Origin of the sequence: Paenibacillus amylolyticus (genome assembly GCF_003719335.1) — a bacterium.
Taxonomy (GTDB): Bacteria; Bacillota; Bacilli; order Paenibacillales; family Paenibacillaceae; genus Paenibacillus; species Paenibacillus amylolyticus_D.
The window spans coordinates 92,958-107,678 of record NZ_RIAS01000001.1 but is presented as its reverse complement, the minus strand read 5'-3'; the positions used below and the strand labels follow the sequence as shown (position 1 = coordinate 107,678).

Below are 14,721 nucleotides of genomic sequence, written 5' to 3'. Positions count from 1 at the left end.
ACATAATATATCTTTTCCCCATGATACGATGTGGATGTAAACAAGAGAGACAAACCAATACGAACCTTTAGGAGGATGAGGGAGATGGCTGTAAAGAATGAAGTCGCCCCAACAAAAGAACCGACAGCAGGTCAGTATATTCAAACGTTAATCGACAAAGCAAACAAAGCACATGCAGCATTCATGTCCATGGATCAGCAGCAAATTGACCGGATTGTGCAGGCTATGGCTCTTGCGGGACTGGATAAACATATGATGCTCGCCAAAATGGCCGTGGAAGAAACGGGACGCGGTGTATATGAAGATAAAATTATTAAAAATATATTCGCAACGGAGTATGTTTATAACAGCATTAAATACGAAAAAACAGTAGGCGTTATTGAAGACAATGAGTACGACAGCTTCCAGAAAATTGCGGAGCCCGTTGGTATCATCATGGGGATTACTCCAGTAACCAACCCGACATCAACAACGATGTTTAAAGCACTGATTGCCATCAAAACACGTAACCCGATCATCTTTGGTTTCCACCCTTCCGCACAGAACTGTAGCCGCGAGGCCGCAAAAATTCTGCTTGAAGCCGCTGTGAAAAACGGTGCTCCAGCTGACTGTATCCAATGGATTGATGATCCATCCATGGATCGTACCAACGCATTAATGAACCACAATGATGTTGCTCTCATCCTGGCGACAGGCGGATCAGCGATGGTGCGGGCAGCGTACAGCTGTGGTAAACCGGCACTGGGCGTAGGACCAGGTAACGTGCCTTGCTTTATTGAGAAAAGTGCAGATATCAACCAGGCGGTAACGGATTTGATTCTGTCGAAGTCTTTCGATAACGGGATGATCTGTGCGTCCGAACAAGCGGTCATCATTGAAGAACCCATCTTCGACCAAGTGAAAAAGAAAATGATCACGAACGGCTGTTACTTTGTGAACAAAGAGGAAGCCGCCAAATTGACAGCAGGTGCAATCAACGCAGAAAAATGTGCAGTTAACCCAACCATTGTAGGTCAGTCCGCTGTGAACATTGCTAAAATGTGCGGCATCGAAGTACCTGCAGGCACTAAGATTTTGGTAGCCGAGATTGAAGGCGTAGGCACCAAATTCCCATTGTCCGCCGAGAAACTGAGTCCGGTGCTGGCATGTTACAAAGTTAAATCCGCAAAAGATGGTATTGAGCGTGCGGCAGAAGTGGTTGCTTTTGGCGGAATGGGTCACTCCTCCGTTATCCACTCGAACAATGAAGAAGTGATCAACCAATTTGCGGATCGCCTGCAAACGGGACGGATTATCGTAAACTCACCTTCCACACATGGTGCGATCGGGGATATCTACAATACGAATATGCCATCACTGACACTGGGTTGTGGATCGTACGGACGTAACTCAACATCTTCTAACGTAACTGCTGTGAACCTAATCAATGTGAAAAGGGTGGCTCGCCGTACCGTGAATATGCAATGGTTCAAAGTGCCGAACAAAGTCTACTTCGAAAAAGGGGCAACACAGTATCTCGCCAAAATGCCGGACATTACTCGCGTAGCAATCATTACGGATGCCGTGATGGTCAAACTCGGATATGTAGAAAAAGTAGAGCATTACCTGCGTCAACGTCAGACACCGGTAGCCATTGAAGTCTTCTCTGAAGTTGAGCCAGATCCATCAACAACAACAGTAGACCGTGGTACAGCGATGATGGAACGCTTCCAGCCAGACTGCATTATTGCACTCGGCGGTGGATCGCCAATGGATGCTGCCAAAGCGATGTGGCTGTTCTATGAATATCCAGATACAGATTTTAACAACCTGAAACAAAAATTCATGGATATTCGTAAACGGATTTACAAATATCCAAGACTCGGTTCAAAAGCAAAATTCGTAGCCATCCCGACAACATCGGGTACAGGTTCGGAAGTCACATCGTTTGCGGTAATTACGGATAAAGAGCATGGCAACACCAAATATCCGCTGGCTGACTATGAATTGACACCAGACGTAGCGATTGTTGACCCTGAGTTTGTATACAGTTTGCCAAGAACCGCAGTTGCCGATACCGGTATGGACGTACTGACTCACGCCATTGAAGCATATGTATCCGTAATGGCCAATGACTACACAGACGGTCTGGCAATCAAAGCGATCCAACTGGTGTTCCAATATCTGGAGCAATCCGCATTACAGGGCGACAAACTGGCACGCGAGAAAATGCACAATGCTTCGACGATTGCCGGTATGGCGTTTGCCAACGCGTTCCTGGGCATTAACCACAGTTTGGCGCATAAATGGGGCGGTCAATATCACACCGCACACGGACGCACCAATGCGATCCTGATGCCACACGTCATTCGCTACAATGCGAAAAAACCGACGAAATTTGCATCGTTCCCGAAATATTCGCACTTTGTGGCAGATGAGCGGTACGCCGAAATCGCACGCATTCTTGGATTGCCAGCACGGACAACCGAAGAAGGCGTGAACAGCTTGATCAAAGCGATCCGTGATCTGAACAAAAAACTGGGCATCGAAGAATCGTTCCAGGAAATCGGATTTGACGCGAAAGACTTCGAATCGCGTGTAGATTACTTGGCAGATCGCGCCTTCGAAGACCAATGTACAACAGCGAATCCAAAACTGCCGCTTGTAACTGAACTGGCCGATGTGTACCGCAACGCTTTCTATGGGAAGTTTGAATAAAAAACAGCATAAATAATAAATAACCATTTCAGGTTGTGGCAAGTGATTCAGGGGTTCCCCATATTGGGGAGCCCCGATTGCCGTATCGTTAAGGAAAAGGAAGCAGAGAAACAGGAAAGGAGGTGGAAAAGAGGTAGGTGAAGCAGAGAGGGCAGAAAAACGGAGAGGCGAAGCGTTCGCTTGAAAGCTTTCTGAAAGAAAGCTACATCGGAAGCATACGCTTATCCCCGGATTTTCACTTTGGAAAAGTGGATCTAAAAAATCCGGGGATAACAGCGATCTGAAGTGGTTCTGCCCGCGAAGTGGTCAAGGGTGAACAACCCTCGTATCGTGCAATAAGACAACGTCCAAAGTTTGTGACAAAAATCACAGATGATGAAACCAGCTCGACGTATACTGAAAATGTAAAGAAAACAATCATTCCGCGGTTCCGGTTCCCAACTAGAGAAAAAGTGTTCCGGCTCATGTGAAACAATTCACATCAATCGCGGATCTGGACATCTGATGATACGTGTACTGCAACAATGTGATGTGTCCAGAAATCCAAAAAAGCGGAGGGATTAAGATGTCGGTGATCGAAAAAGATGTCAAACAACAAACAGGCTGGAGAAACTTTACTAAAGGAACTTGGACCAAGACCGTAGATGTGAATAATTTTCTGGTACACAATCTGTCTCCATATTACGGGGATGAAGCTTTCCTCGCAGGCGCTACCCAGAATACCAAAGAATTGTGGGATATCGTATCGGACCTGACTAAAAAAGAACGCGATAATGGCGGCGTGCTTGATGTGGATGTAAACACACCTTCTACCATTACATCACACCAACCGGGTTATCTGGATCAGTCGAAAGAGCAGATTGTCGGAGTTCAGACAGACGCTCCATTCAGACGTTCCATTCAGCCATTCGGCGGAATTCGTATGATGATTGATGCTTGTGAAGCATATGGTTTTGAAATGCCTCAAGGTGTCATTGATATATTTACAAACATTCGTAAAACGCATAACCAAGGTGTATTTGATGCTTACACAGCAGAGATGCGTGCAGCACGTAAAGCCGGTATTATCACAGGTTTGCCAGATGCTTACGGCCGTGGCCGGATCATCGGTGACTATCGCCGGGTTGCTTTGTACGGGGTAGACTTCCTGATTCGTAACAAAAAAGGTGAACTCAATGCACTGGAAGTCGACGTGATTGATGAAGATGTCATTCGTTTGCGCGAAGAGTTGTCCGAACAGATTCGTGCACTGCAAGAACTGAAACAACTGGGTGAGATGCATGGCTTCGATATTTCATTACCAGCAACTACGGCTAAAGAAGCATTCCAGTGGCTGTATTTCGGTTACCTCGCAGCGATTAAAGAACAGAATGGTGCTGCAATGTCCCTTGGACGTGTATCTTCCTTCCTGGATATCTACATTGAACGTGATCTGCAAGAAGGTATCTTGACAGAAGAACAAGCACAAGAATTAGTTGACCACTTTGTCATGAAACTGCGGATTGTCAAATTCCTGCGCACGCCGGATTACAACGAATTGTTCAGTGGTGACCCAACGTGGGTAACGGAGTCCATCGGCGGAATGTCCGTTAACGGCGAAACACGCGTAACTAAAAACAGCTTCCGTTTCCTGCACACACTGCACAACCTGGGACCTGCTCCAGAGCCGAACTTGACCGTCCTATGGTCCACGAAGCTGCCTGAAGCTTTCAAAGATTATTGCAGTAAAGTATCTATTGAAACCAGTTCCATCCAGTATGAAAATGATGATCTGATGCGCCCAATCTATGGCGATGATTACGGTATTGCCTGCTGTGTATCCGCAATGAAGATCGGTAAACAAATGCAATTCTTCGGCGCACGTGCCAACTTGGCGAAAGCATTGCTGTATGCAATCAACGGTGGACGTGACGAAAAATCGGGAGCACAGGTTGGTCCAGAATATCCTGCCATTACAAGTGAGGTACTGGACTACAATGAAGTCATGAAACGCTTCAAACCGATGATGGAGTGGCTCGCTAAACTGTACATGAACACTCTTAACGTGATCCACTATATGCATGATAAGTACAGCTACGAACGTATCGAAATGGCACTCCATGACCGAGACATTCTGCGTACGATGGCTTGTGGCATCGCCGGACTGTCGGTAGCAGCGGACTCGCTCAGTGCGATCAAATATGCCAAAGTTAAACCGATCCGCAACGAGCAAGGCATTGCTGTTGACTTTGAAATTGAAGGTGAATTCCCTTGCTACGGCAACAACGATGACAGTGTAGATAACATTGCTGTAGAACTGGTGGAAAGCTTCATGAGTATGATTCGCAAGCACAAAGCCTATCGTAACGCAATGCCAACGCAATCTGTACTGACCATCACTTCCAATGTGGTGTACGGCAAGAAAACAGGAACAACACCTGATGGACGTAAAGCAGGCGAACCATTTGCACCAGGGGCAAACCCAATGCATGGTCGGGATAAAAAAGGTGCACTGGCATCGCTCGGCTCGGTAGCGAAACTGCCTTATGAACACAGCCTTGACGGTATTTCCAACACCTTCTCCATTGTGCCAAAAGCACTGGGGAAAGAAGATGCGACACGCAAATCCAATCTGACCGCAATGATGGATGGATACTTCGGTCAAAATGCGCATCACTTGAACGTAAACGTATTTGATCGTCAGCAACTGATTGATGCAATGGATCACCCGGAACAATATCCGCAATTGACTGTGCGGGTGTCGGGTTACGCAGTTAACTTCATTAAACTGACGCGTGAGCAACAGCTGGATGTTATCAACCGTACGTTCCACGGTTCGATGTAAGTCACTTTTCCAGTATTCCAGTCAAGTATTCTTATTCAACATAAAAGCAGGCGCATAGCGGATGCGAAAAGAAAGGAAGAGGCAACATGATGAACGGACATATTCATTCACTCGAAACTTTCGGGACGGTTGACGGCCCAGGCATCCGCTTCGTGCTTTTTATGCAAGGATGCCTGCTCAAATGTCAGTACTGCCACAACCCTGACACTTGGGCATTGGATGGCGGGAAAGAGATGACACTGGAGGAGGTACTGGCTGAAATCCAGCCGTACCTGTCCTACTACCGTAGCTCTGGCGGTGGACTTACCATATCTGGCGGAGAACCTACCCTGCAAGCTCACTTTGTCGCAGAAATATTCAAGGAAGTCAAACGTCGCTGGGGGCTTCATACGACACTGGATAGCAACGGGTTCAATGAACCGGATCGCATTCATGACTTACTTGATCATACAGACCTAGTATTACTCGATCTAAAGCATATTGATGACGAGAAACACATCAAGCTGACGGGGAAATCCAATGAACGTACGTTAAAGACCGCAAGATGGTTATCCGATCATGGTCGAAAAATGTGGATCAGACATGTATACGTGCCTGGTATTCATGATCAGGAAGAGGATTTATTGAATCTCGGGCGTTTCATTGGCACGCTGAATGGGGTGGAGAAGTTCGAAATTCTTCCTTATCATCAAATGGGGATTTACAAATGGGAAGCGCTGGGTAAAGTTTATCCGCTGGATGGCGTACCTTCACCAACCGAAGAAGAAGTTGAACGGGCATATCGCCTGATTGAGCAAGGTCGTGCAGAAACGGCTGGTGTCACTTGTTCAGGGAAGTAAGCGGTAAGCGGAGATCTATAGACAAGCAACCTTTACGAATATTATTTCGTAGAGGTTGTTTTTTTATATTTTCACTCTGAACGGGTATAACCAATACTTCTGCATTGGGGCTGTGCAAATCTTTAGTTCAACTCATATAGCTTGTTTATATTAACAGATAACTATTTTCATAGTTTTTCACTTCTATTAAAAGTTTACAATTCTTATTCATTATTTTTAGCAACTTTTCCCGTTTCTGAGCGTCTAATCATATGACTTTTAGAGGGGATATTAATAAAATGGGAGCAGAAGGAGCCAAAGACAAAGAATGAATTTGAAGAAGAAGTTGTCCATACTAACCGCTTTTGCTGTTTTTCAGGCGTTTGCAGTCATTCCTGCGAATGCACAAGCAGCAGAATCAAGCGAAGCTACGCCAGTGAATACCGCAAAAGTGAAATCCGTTGAGGTTGTGAAGAGAGAACAGCCAATTGCTGAGTCCGAAGTGAAATCAGGAGCAACGACTGATCCTGCTAACAATCCATCAAACAACACACAACCTGCCAACAATGAAAGTGCCATAGAAACGGATCAGGGAACAACAGGTCCTTCTGGAACAGAAGCTACACCGGTAAATCCGGCAACAGAAGCAAACGGGGAACAACAAGGAACAGGTGAAGAAACAAACACACCAACACCTGCTGAAGTAGAGCAACCTACGACTGGTGGAACAGATGCGACTGTGCGATCGGCCGGAGACCTGACACTTTATATGAACAGCAACAAGATGATTCAGGATGGAAAAACGTATCTGGCTGGACAGCCGATGGCCGTAAAAAATGGTGTTTCTTACGTGGCCATTCGTGCATTGGTTGATCGGGTAGGTTACGACGTGAAGTACGATAATAAAACCAAAGAGACCATCATTCTCAGCGGTACGGACGAACTTCGTTTCAAAACAAACAGCAAAGTGTATACCGTTAACGGAGAATCCAGAACGATGAAAGGCCCAGCTTATCAAGAAAAAAACACGTTCATGATTCCATTGACATCTATCACACAAGCGCTGAACATCACATATACCGTTAATCAGTCTGCGAAGACGGTTGTGTTGAAGCTTAACACTAAACCTGTAGCCAGCTTTACGGTACAAAAGGAAATTTTTGCAGGGGATCAAGTGATCTACACGACTAAAAATAGTTCACCGAACGGCCTTCCTATTGTGGATGAGCAGTGGACTGGACGTCAAGATTCCTTTGATCAGCCGGGAGTTTACACTGTGACTTACACGGTTCAAGATTCGAGTGGTCAATGGAGTAACCCGTATACGCTTACGATCAAGGTGGAGCGTCCGAATCTTCCCCCAGTAGCGATGTTTACTACAGACAAGGAAGAATACAAAATGGGTGAAAAAATCTCCTACACCGACCAAAGTACAGATGATGAGGATGCGATCATCAAAAGAGACTGGAGCAACAATGCACTCGCATTTTTCCTTCCGGGACCTAAGACGGTATCACTTACTGTTACAGATCAGCATGGTCTGAGCAACACCTATACGAAAGAGATTATGATCACAAGCGAAACGCTGTATAATCAGTCTGATTTCAACAAATTGTTCGTACCTGTAGGGGACAAATTTACATTCAACGGCGGGGAAGTTCCTGCTATGGAAAAAGTACCATTTACGTACACGGATGAACCAAGCTTGCTTATTCGTAGTAACAGTCCGGAAACCGTTAACCAGGAAGGCATCGTCTACAAGGAATCTTCCTTTGGACAGACGCGTTTCATGATTCACCATGTCAATAATACGGGCAAAAGAGTGAAAATGTATGTGATTGCTACCAATAACAATCCATACACAGCTGTATTCGACCAGCAAAATATGGGCTTTGCAGGACCGACGCCATTTGCAACCGTTGCGGGTAAATTGTCCATCGATAAATGGTTCAAATCCATGCAAACGGGAGCAGATTCGAAGAAAGTATACATCCAGCCAGGAGAAAGCAAATTGATTCTGACTGAATTGAACAATATTTCGATGAAAGAGGGGCAGGTCATCTCCCTTTATTCCGACGCTTTCAGTGATTATACTCTTGACTACAACATTGTAATGATCGAAGAAAATAAAGATCCGATGGCCGTATTGTCTTCCTTGCCGGTTCTGGACCGTGACGGCGTTCATAACCGTGGGACTTATCCAAACGCAACACGAATTATTACGTACGATCAGGAAGTTGGCACGAAGCCTTCCCGTCTGCCATTAGGAGATAATGCAAGTGATCCGAATCTCGACGGCACAGACCCGATGGCTTTCACAAGCGCTTCTAACGCTGGTAATTTCGGTGTACTGTACAAAATTACCTTGAACAATGTTGCTCCGCGTACACTGATTTCGTTTAATCCTCGCGGAGGCAAGTATTATGGTTCAGCACTTGTAAACGGACAGTTGGTACAGTTATCGAATAACAGCCAATCTCTAAGTGCGCCGAATGAACAGAATGTGCTGTATCGCACAGGTTCTTACGGTGAAAGTGTAACCATTATTTTCTCTGCTGCACCAGGAAGCAACTTGCCGGTAAATATTCTGTTTACACCGCTTCCAGCTGAGAAGTAATATTTTGCGAATCAAACCGTACGGTTTGGAGTGAAAGCTTATATTTTATATACCCGTTCACCCCAAAAGTCACCTGTATGACCTATATTCTGAACCGTCAATCGAAGGACTCCATATTTGGGGTCCTTTGTTTTTAGTTTAAGTTTTCAATTTGAGTAAAAACGGCTATGCGTTGCAGAGCTTCGTTGACTCTGATCTCCATTTCATGCATTATTAGAGGTATACCAAAAGAGCAGAACCAACGGCTTTTGTCCAAAAGTTTTTGTCGCATGATGAAGAATGCAAAAGGTTTGTATGACAGGAGGTGCTTTAAATCATGCTGTCGACGGAAGAAATTATAACGACCATGTCCTCACAGGGACTTCGTATAACCGATCAACGTAAGACACTTGCACGGTTATTTGCCGAATCTCCAGGGTATCTTACACCCAAGGACGTCTACGAATATATGGGTAAGACTTACAGCGGATTAAGCTTTGACACGGTGTATCGGAACTTGCGTGTGATGCAGGAACTGGGTGTGCTGGAGCAAGTGATCTTTGAAGATGGAGTGAAATTCAGAGCGCATTGTAGTGAAGGCCACCATCATCATCATATGATCTGCCTGAAGTGTCAGAAGACCTACCCGATCGTTTTTTGTCCAATGCAACTTGCTGATGCTCCCGAGCAATTTCAGGTCGTGGATCACAAGTTTGAAGTGTTCGGATACTGCAAGGACTGTGCTGAACATGCTCCAGCGAAGAAGTCATCTGCCCATCAGCATGCACATAGCCACGGGAAGAATTGAAGATGAAACTTTCGCGTAGAATCGTGCAAGCTCCGATCCGGGTGTACCGCAATTATATCTCTCCCTTAAAACCGCCAACATGCCGATTCTATCCTACGTGTTCGGCATATGCGATGGAAGCTATTGAAGTGCACGGTGCACTCAAAGGTTCGTTGCTAGCGGCGAAACGGATTGCCAAATGTCATCCGTTTCATCCGGGCGGTGTAGATTTGGTTCCGCCAAAGGTGGAGAAAAATGTAGTGATATCCGAACCGTAATGTGCAGAAGAGCCTGATGTTCATTTTTGCTGATTAAAGTGGTATTGAGCAGGTAACTGGAACCCATAAACTTGGCTCTATTCAGCGGTATACTTGACAACATGGTCCGCATTTCAGTATATTTTTTGTATATGATTTTCCAGTGAAGGGATAAGTACAGACACACCCCCAGTGCAGAGAGCCGGAGAAGCTGAGAACCGGTCTGGGAGGAGGATGGAAGATGGTCCCGGAGGAACCTCTTTCGAGCGTACAATCGGCGACTTGTCGCTATTGTCGTAAGCCTGAGGCGTGATCCAGCGTTAATGGGCGGTCGAAGGACCGGAAGAGCCTGCGTTTTGCGAAAAATGCGGGGAAATTGGGTGGTAACACGTGAGAGATACTCTCGTCCCATACAGGGCGGGAGTTTTTTTGTGTTCATTTTCGGATCAGGAACATGTTTCCATTCGAACAATTGCACGTATTCGTTAGACAATTGAAGGAGGAGAAGTCATTCATGACGGATCAAAAAACATTTTATTTGACAACACCGATTTATTATCCAAGCGACAAGCTACATATCGGGCATGCGTACACAACGGTAGCAGGTGATGCGATGTCTCGTTACAAACGTTTGCGCGGATACGAGGTGCGTTATCTGACAGGTACCGATGAACATGGCCAGAAGATTGAGCGCAAGGCTCAGGAGAAGGGTTTGTCTCCACAGGCCTTTGTTGATGAGATTGTCGCAGGCATTAAAGAACTGTGGAACAAGCTGGATATCTCCAATGATGACTTCATTCGCACAACCGACGAGCGTCACAAAACCGTTGTACAAGATATCTTTGATCGTTTGCTGAAGCAGGGAGATATTTATAAAGGTGAGTACGAAGGCTGGTACAGCATACCGGATGAAACCTATTACACTGAAACACAACTGGTGGATGTAGAAAAGAATGAACAAGGCGAGATTATCGCGGCTAAAAGTCCGGACAGCGGTCATCCGGTGGAACTCGTCAAAGAAGAATCATACTTCCTCCGCATGAGTAAATACGCTGATCGCTTGCTGAAATATTATGAAGAGAATCCTGGTTTTATTCAACCGGAATCCCGTAAAAACGAGATGATCAACAACTTCATCAAGCCAGGGCTTGAAGATTTGGCCGTATCCCGTACGACATTTGAGTGGGGTGTCAAAGTCAAGGGTGATCCGAAACACGTTGTTTACGTATGGATTGACGCGTTGTCCAACTACATTACAGCACTGGGCTACGGCTCTTCGGATGCTACATTGTACGACAAGTTCTGGCCAGCGGATGTTCACCTGGTGGGCAAAGAAATTGTTCGTTTCCATACGATTTATTGGCCAATCATGCTCATGGCGCTGGATCTGCCATTACCGAAAAAGGTATTTGCACACGGCTGGCTGCTGATGAAAGATGGCAAAATGTCCAAATCCAAAGGGAACGTAGTGGACCCGGTAACCCTGATTGATCGTTACGGTCTGGATTCGCTTCGTTACTATTTGCTGCGTGAAGTACCGTTCGGTTCCGATGGTACATTTACACCGGAAAGCTTCGTAGAGCGTGTGAACTCTGATCTTGCAAACGACCTGGGTAACCTGCTGAACCGGACTGTCGCGATGGTGGACAAATACTTTGAGGGCAAAGCTCCTGCATTTGCTTCCAATGTAACGGAGTTTGATGCTTCGCTGGAAGAAGCAGGACATGCAACGGTGGAAAAAGTGGAGCAAGCGATGGAGAACTTGCAGTTTTCTGTGGCGCTTACAGCGATCAGTCAATTTGTTAGCCGCAGCAACAAATATATTGACGAAACACAGCCATGGGCTCTGGCACGTGATGAAGCGAAACGGGATGAGCTGGCATCCGTGATGTCTCATCTAATTGAAAGTTTACGGATTGCTTCCATTCTGTTGCAACCGTTCCTGACTCGTGCGCCGCGCAAAATCTGGGAACAGCTGGGTGTTCAGGAAGGTGAGCTGACGGCTTGGGATTCAGCGAAACAATGGGGCATTATACCTGAAGGCAATTCGCTGCACAAAGGCGAACCTATCTTCCCGCGTCTGGATGCAGAACAGGAAATTGCATACATCTCCGAAGCGATGACAGGTGGACAAAAAGCAACGCAGTCCGATGCAAGTCAGGCAGAAGCAGAAGCAACTACTCCAGCTTCAGCAGAACCGGTAACTGCACCTGAAGGCAAGGAAGAGATCGCCATTGATGATTTTTCCAAAGTTGAGCTGCGTGTGGCACAAGTTATCGCTTGTGAGCCTGTTAAAAAGGCAGATAAATTGCTTAAGCTGCAACTGGATCTTGGTTATGAGCAACGTCAGGTTGTATCTGGTATCGCCAAGTTTTATTCGCCAGAAGAGATGGTTGGACGTAAAGTCATCTGTGTGACCAATCTTAAACCAGTAAAACTGCGCGGAGAGCTGTCTCAAGGTATGATCCTGGCAGCTTCTCATGGGGATCAGCTGACCCTGGCTACCGTACCGGACAGCATGCCAAACGGCGCGCAAGTGAAATAAATAGTTTCTAAAACAAGACAACTCAACTAGGTTGATCCATCGTACAGAGATTGTCACAAGTTTGAACCAAGGGTGGTCCGAAGTGATTCGGACCGCTTTTTTATGCTGAAAAAAGAGCTGATAACAGAAGAACAAGCATATATTGTTATGAACTCTGCACTTCGGGAAAGAATGAATAGGACACGAGCCTTGACAATTGGGGGTATGTTACCTATAATTCTTTCAGTAATGTTTACGATTAAGAGATGCGGAGTGAATCATATATGACATTTATTCAAAAGAAGAGACAAGCTCGATTAGATCGTTCCAGCAAACTTGGCAAACGGAGTACAAGGAAGCTACTTTGGAGCGGTCTGCTTATACTTAGTTTGTTTGTACTGTCCGCATGTGGGCAGAACAGCGAGAAAACAGCCAAGATTGTGGAAGGTAAAGTTAATGTGGTGACCACGTTTTACCCGGTATATGCGTTTACTGCAGCGATTGGCGGAGAGGATGCCAATGTCATTAACCTGCTGCCTACAGGAGTAGAGCCACACGACTGGACACCGAAGAGCCAGGATATTGTGAACACGTCCAAGGCACAGCTTTTCCTTTACAATGGTGCAGGTTTGGAAGGATGGGTGCCCAACTTTTTGAAATCACTGAACAGTGATACAAAAGTAAAATCCGTTGCAGTCAGCGAAGGTATCAAGTTGTTATCAGCAGAAGGAGACGATGGTCACGGACATGGTGAAGAGCATGAGGATGAACATGCCGATGATCATGCAGACGAGAGTGGCAATGAGGAACAGATAGCCGACCATCATATCGATCCTCATACATGGGTTAGCCCCAAATCAGCAATGATCATGGCGGAAAATATCAAGAACAGTTTAGTAGAAGTTGATCCTGAACATAAGGCAGGTTATGAGCAACGTTATGAGGAGCTTCATACCAAACTTGAAGCACTGGATCGGCGTTTCACGAATGAATTAGCGTCCGTACCAAACAAGGAAATTGTGGTTTCGCACCAAGCGTTTGGTTATCTTGCTCGTGATTATGGTTTGAAGCAACATGCCATCATGGGACTGTCCCCGGATGCAGAACCAACTGGACAGGATATTGTAAAACTGGCTAAGCTGGTTAAAGATGAAGGCATCAAGTACATTTTCTTTGAAGAGCTTGTGTCCGACAAATTAGCTAAAACGTTGGCAAGTGAAGCAGGGGTAGAAACGATGGTGTTAAATCCGGTAGAGGGTCTGACTCAGGAACAGGTGAACAACAAAGATGATTATTTCACCCTGATGCAGAAAAATTTGCAAAATCTGCTGATCGCATTAAAATAAGAAGAATGAAGGTAAACATCCAGAAGTCTTTGCTGTTCCATCGGCGAAGACTTTTGGAATGTTAAATAGCAAATTTACGTATTTTTATTTATTATGAAGGGCGGCTTTGCCATGCAGCAAATCATGCCATTATGTCATGATCCGATTATCGAGATCGAAAATCTGTCTTTTTCCTACGGGGATCAGCGCGTGATTCAAGATCTCAATTTTATGGTTCAGCAACGGGACTTTGTAGGTATTATCGGTTCGAACGGAGCGGGGAAAACAACGTTGCTTCGTATGTTGGTAGGACTGCTTCCTCCTGCACAAGGGGATATCAAGTTGTTTGGGGAGTCGATTCGTAAATTCAAGGATTGGAACAGGATCGGGTATGTGCCACAAAAAAATGCATTTAATCCATTGTTCCCGGCTACTGTTCGTGAAGTTGTCATGTCCGGTTTGTATAACAACAAAAACATGTTCCGCCGCATCTCTCGACAAGGTCAGCAACAATGCATCGATGCAATGAAGGTTATGAGAATCGAGGATATCGCAAACAAACGTATTGGACAACTGTCCGGCGGTCAGCAACAACGTGTTTTTTTGGCCCGTGCGTTAATTAATCACCCGGATCTATTGATTCTCGATGAACCTACCGTGGGGATTGATGCAGAGTCACAAGCCAGTTTTTTCGAACTGATTACCCATATGCATGAACATCATCGAATGACGTTTCTCATGGTGTCACATGATATGGATCGCATGGAGAGTTATCTTGGCGCGGAAGCGGCGCTCACGAATGGCAAGATCCATTTCCATGTGCGTCATTCGCATGAGATCGAGGATTGTGCAGAAACCAACCTGCAGCATACTACCGCGCAGGTACGCTAGCT

General features: G+C 45.7%; 9 protein-coding genes. All 9 read left to right on the top strand.

The genetic code is table 11. The annotated features are described in order from the left end of the window. Positions 1-84: 84 nt before the first annotated feature. The gene (adhE, locus tag EC604_RS00535) at positions 85-2,697 is read left to right on the top strand and encodes a bifunctional acetaldehyde-CoA/alcohol dehydrogenase (RefSeq protein ID WP_123062281.1); all 2,613 of its coding nucleotides are present in this window, start codon (positions 85-87) and stop codon (positions 2,695-2,697) included. 565 nt (positions 2,698-3,262) lie between these two features. Then, entirely contained in the window at positions 3,263-5,521 is a 2,259-nt protein-coding gene (gene pflB / locus EC604_RS00530; protein WP_123062280.1) for a formate C-acetyltransferase, read from the top strand. Positions 5,522-5,607: 86 nt separating this feature from the next. Further along, positions 5,608-6,360, top strand: coding sequence for a pyruvate formate-lyase-activating protein (gene pflA, locus EC604_RS00525; RefSeq protein ID WP_123062279.1), 753 nt, complete (start codon positions 5,608-5,610; stop codon positions 6,358-6,360). Positions 6,361-6,667: 307 nt separating this feature from the next. Next, positions 6,668-8,956, top strand: coding sequence for a stalk domain-containing protein (locus tag EC604_RS00520; RefSeq protein ID WP_123062278.1), 2,289 nt, complete (start codon positions 6,668-6,670; stop codon positions 8,954-8,956). Between the two features lie 316 nt (positions 8,957-9,272). Continuing rightward, complete coding sequence (locus tag EC604_RS00515; protein ID WP_123062277.1) at positions 9,273-9,743, top strand: Fur family transcriptional regulator; 471 nt, start codon at positions 9,273-9,275, stop codon at positions 9,741-9,743. 2 nt (positions 9,744-9,745) lie between these two features. Next, entirely contained in the window at positions 9,746-10,000 is a 255-nt protein-coding gene (gene yidD, locus EC604_RS00510) for a membrane protein insertion efficiency factor YidD (RefSeq protein WP_090922569.1), read from the top strand. Positions 10,001-10,493: 493 nt separating this feature from the next. Continuing rightward, complete coding sequence (gene metG, locus EC604_RS00505) at positions 10,494-12,524, top strand: methionine--tRNA ligase (RefSeq protein WP_123062276.1); 2,031 nt, start codon at positions 10,494-10,496, stop codon at positions 12,522-12,524. Positions 12,525-12,787: 263 nt separating this feature from the next. Beyond that, entirely contained in the window at positions 12,788-13,849 is a 1,062-nt protein-coding gene (locus EC604_RS00500) for a metal ABC transporter substrate-binding protein (protein ID WP_123062275.1), read from the top strand. A gap of 111 nt (positions 13,850-13,960) precedes the next feature. Next, positions 13,961-14,719: a metal ABC transporter ATP-binding protein gene (locus EC604_RS00495; protein WP_123062274.1), complete on the top strand. Its 759-nt coding sequence runs from the start codon at positions 13,961-13,963 to the stop codon at positions 14,717-14,719. Positions 14,720-14,721: the final 2 nt, after the last annotated feature.

Excerpts from the sequence above, each read along its gene's own strand:
- EC604_RS00520 (WP_123062278.1), top strand. The coding sequence starts at position 6,668 with ATGAATTTGAAGAAGAAGTTGTCCATACTAACCGCTTTTGCTGTTTTT.
- EC604_RS00495 (WP_123062274.1), top strand. The coding sequence starts at position 13,961 with ATGCAGCAAATCATGCCATTATGTCATGATCCGATTATCGAGATCGAA.
- adhE (WP_123062281.1), top strand. The coding sequence starts at position 85 with ATGGCTGTAAAGAATGAAGTCGCCCCAACAAAAGAACCGACAGCAGGT.
- EC604_RS00500 (WP_123062275.1), top strand. The coding sequence starts at position 12,788 with ATGACATTTATTCAAAAGAAGAGACAAGCTCGATTAGATCGTTCCAGC.
- metG (WP_123062276.1), top strand. The coding sequence starts at position 10,494 with ATGACGGATCAAAAAACATTTTATTTGACAACACCGATTTATTATCCA.
- EC604_RS00515 (WP_123062277.1), top strand. The coding sequence starts at position 9,273 with ATGCTGTCGACGGAAGAAATTATAACGACCATGTCCTCACAGGGACTT.
- pflB (WP_123062280.1), top strand. The coding sequence starts at position 3,263 with ATGTCGGTGATCGAAAAAGATGTCAAACAACAAACAGGCTGGAGAAAC.
- pflA (WP_123062279.1), top strand. The coding sequence starts at position 5,608 with ATGATGAACGGACATATTCATTCACTCGAAACTTTCGGGACGGTTGAC.
- yidD (WP_090922569.1), top strand. The coding sequence starts at position 9,746 with ATGAAACTTTCGCGTAGAATCGTGCAAGCTCCGATCCGGGTGTACCGC.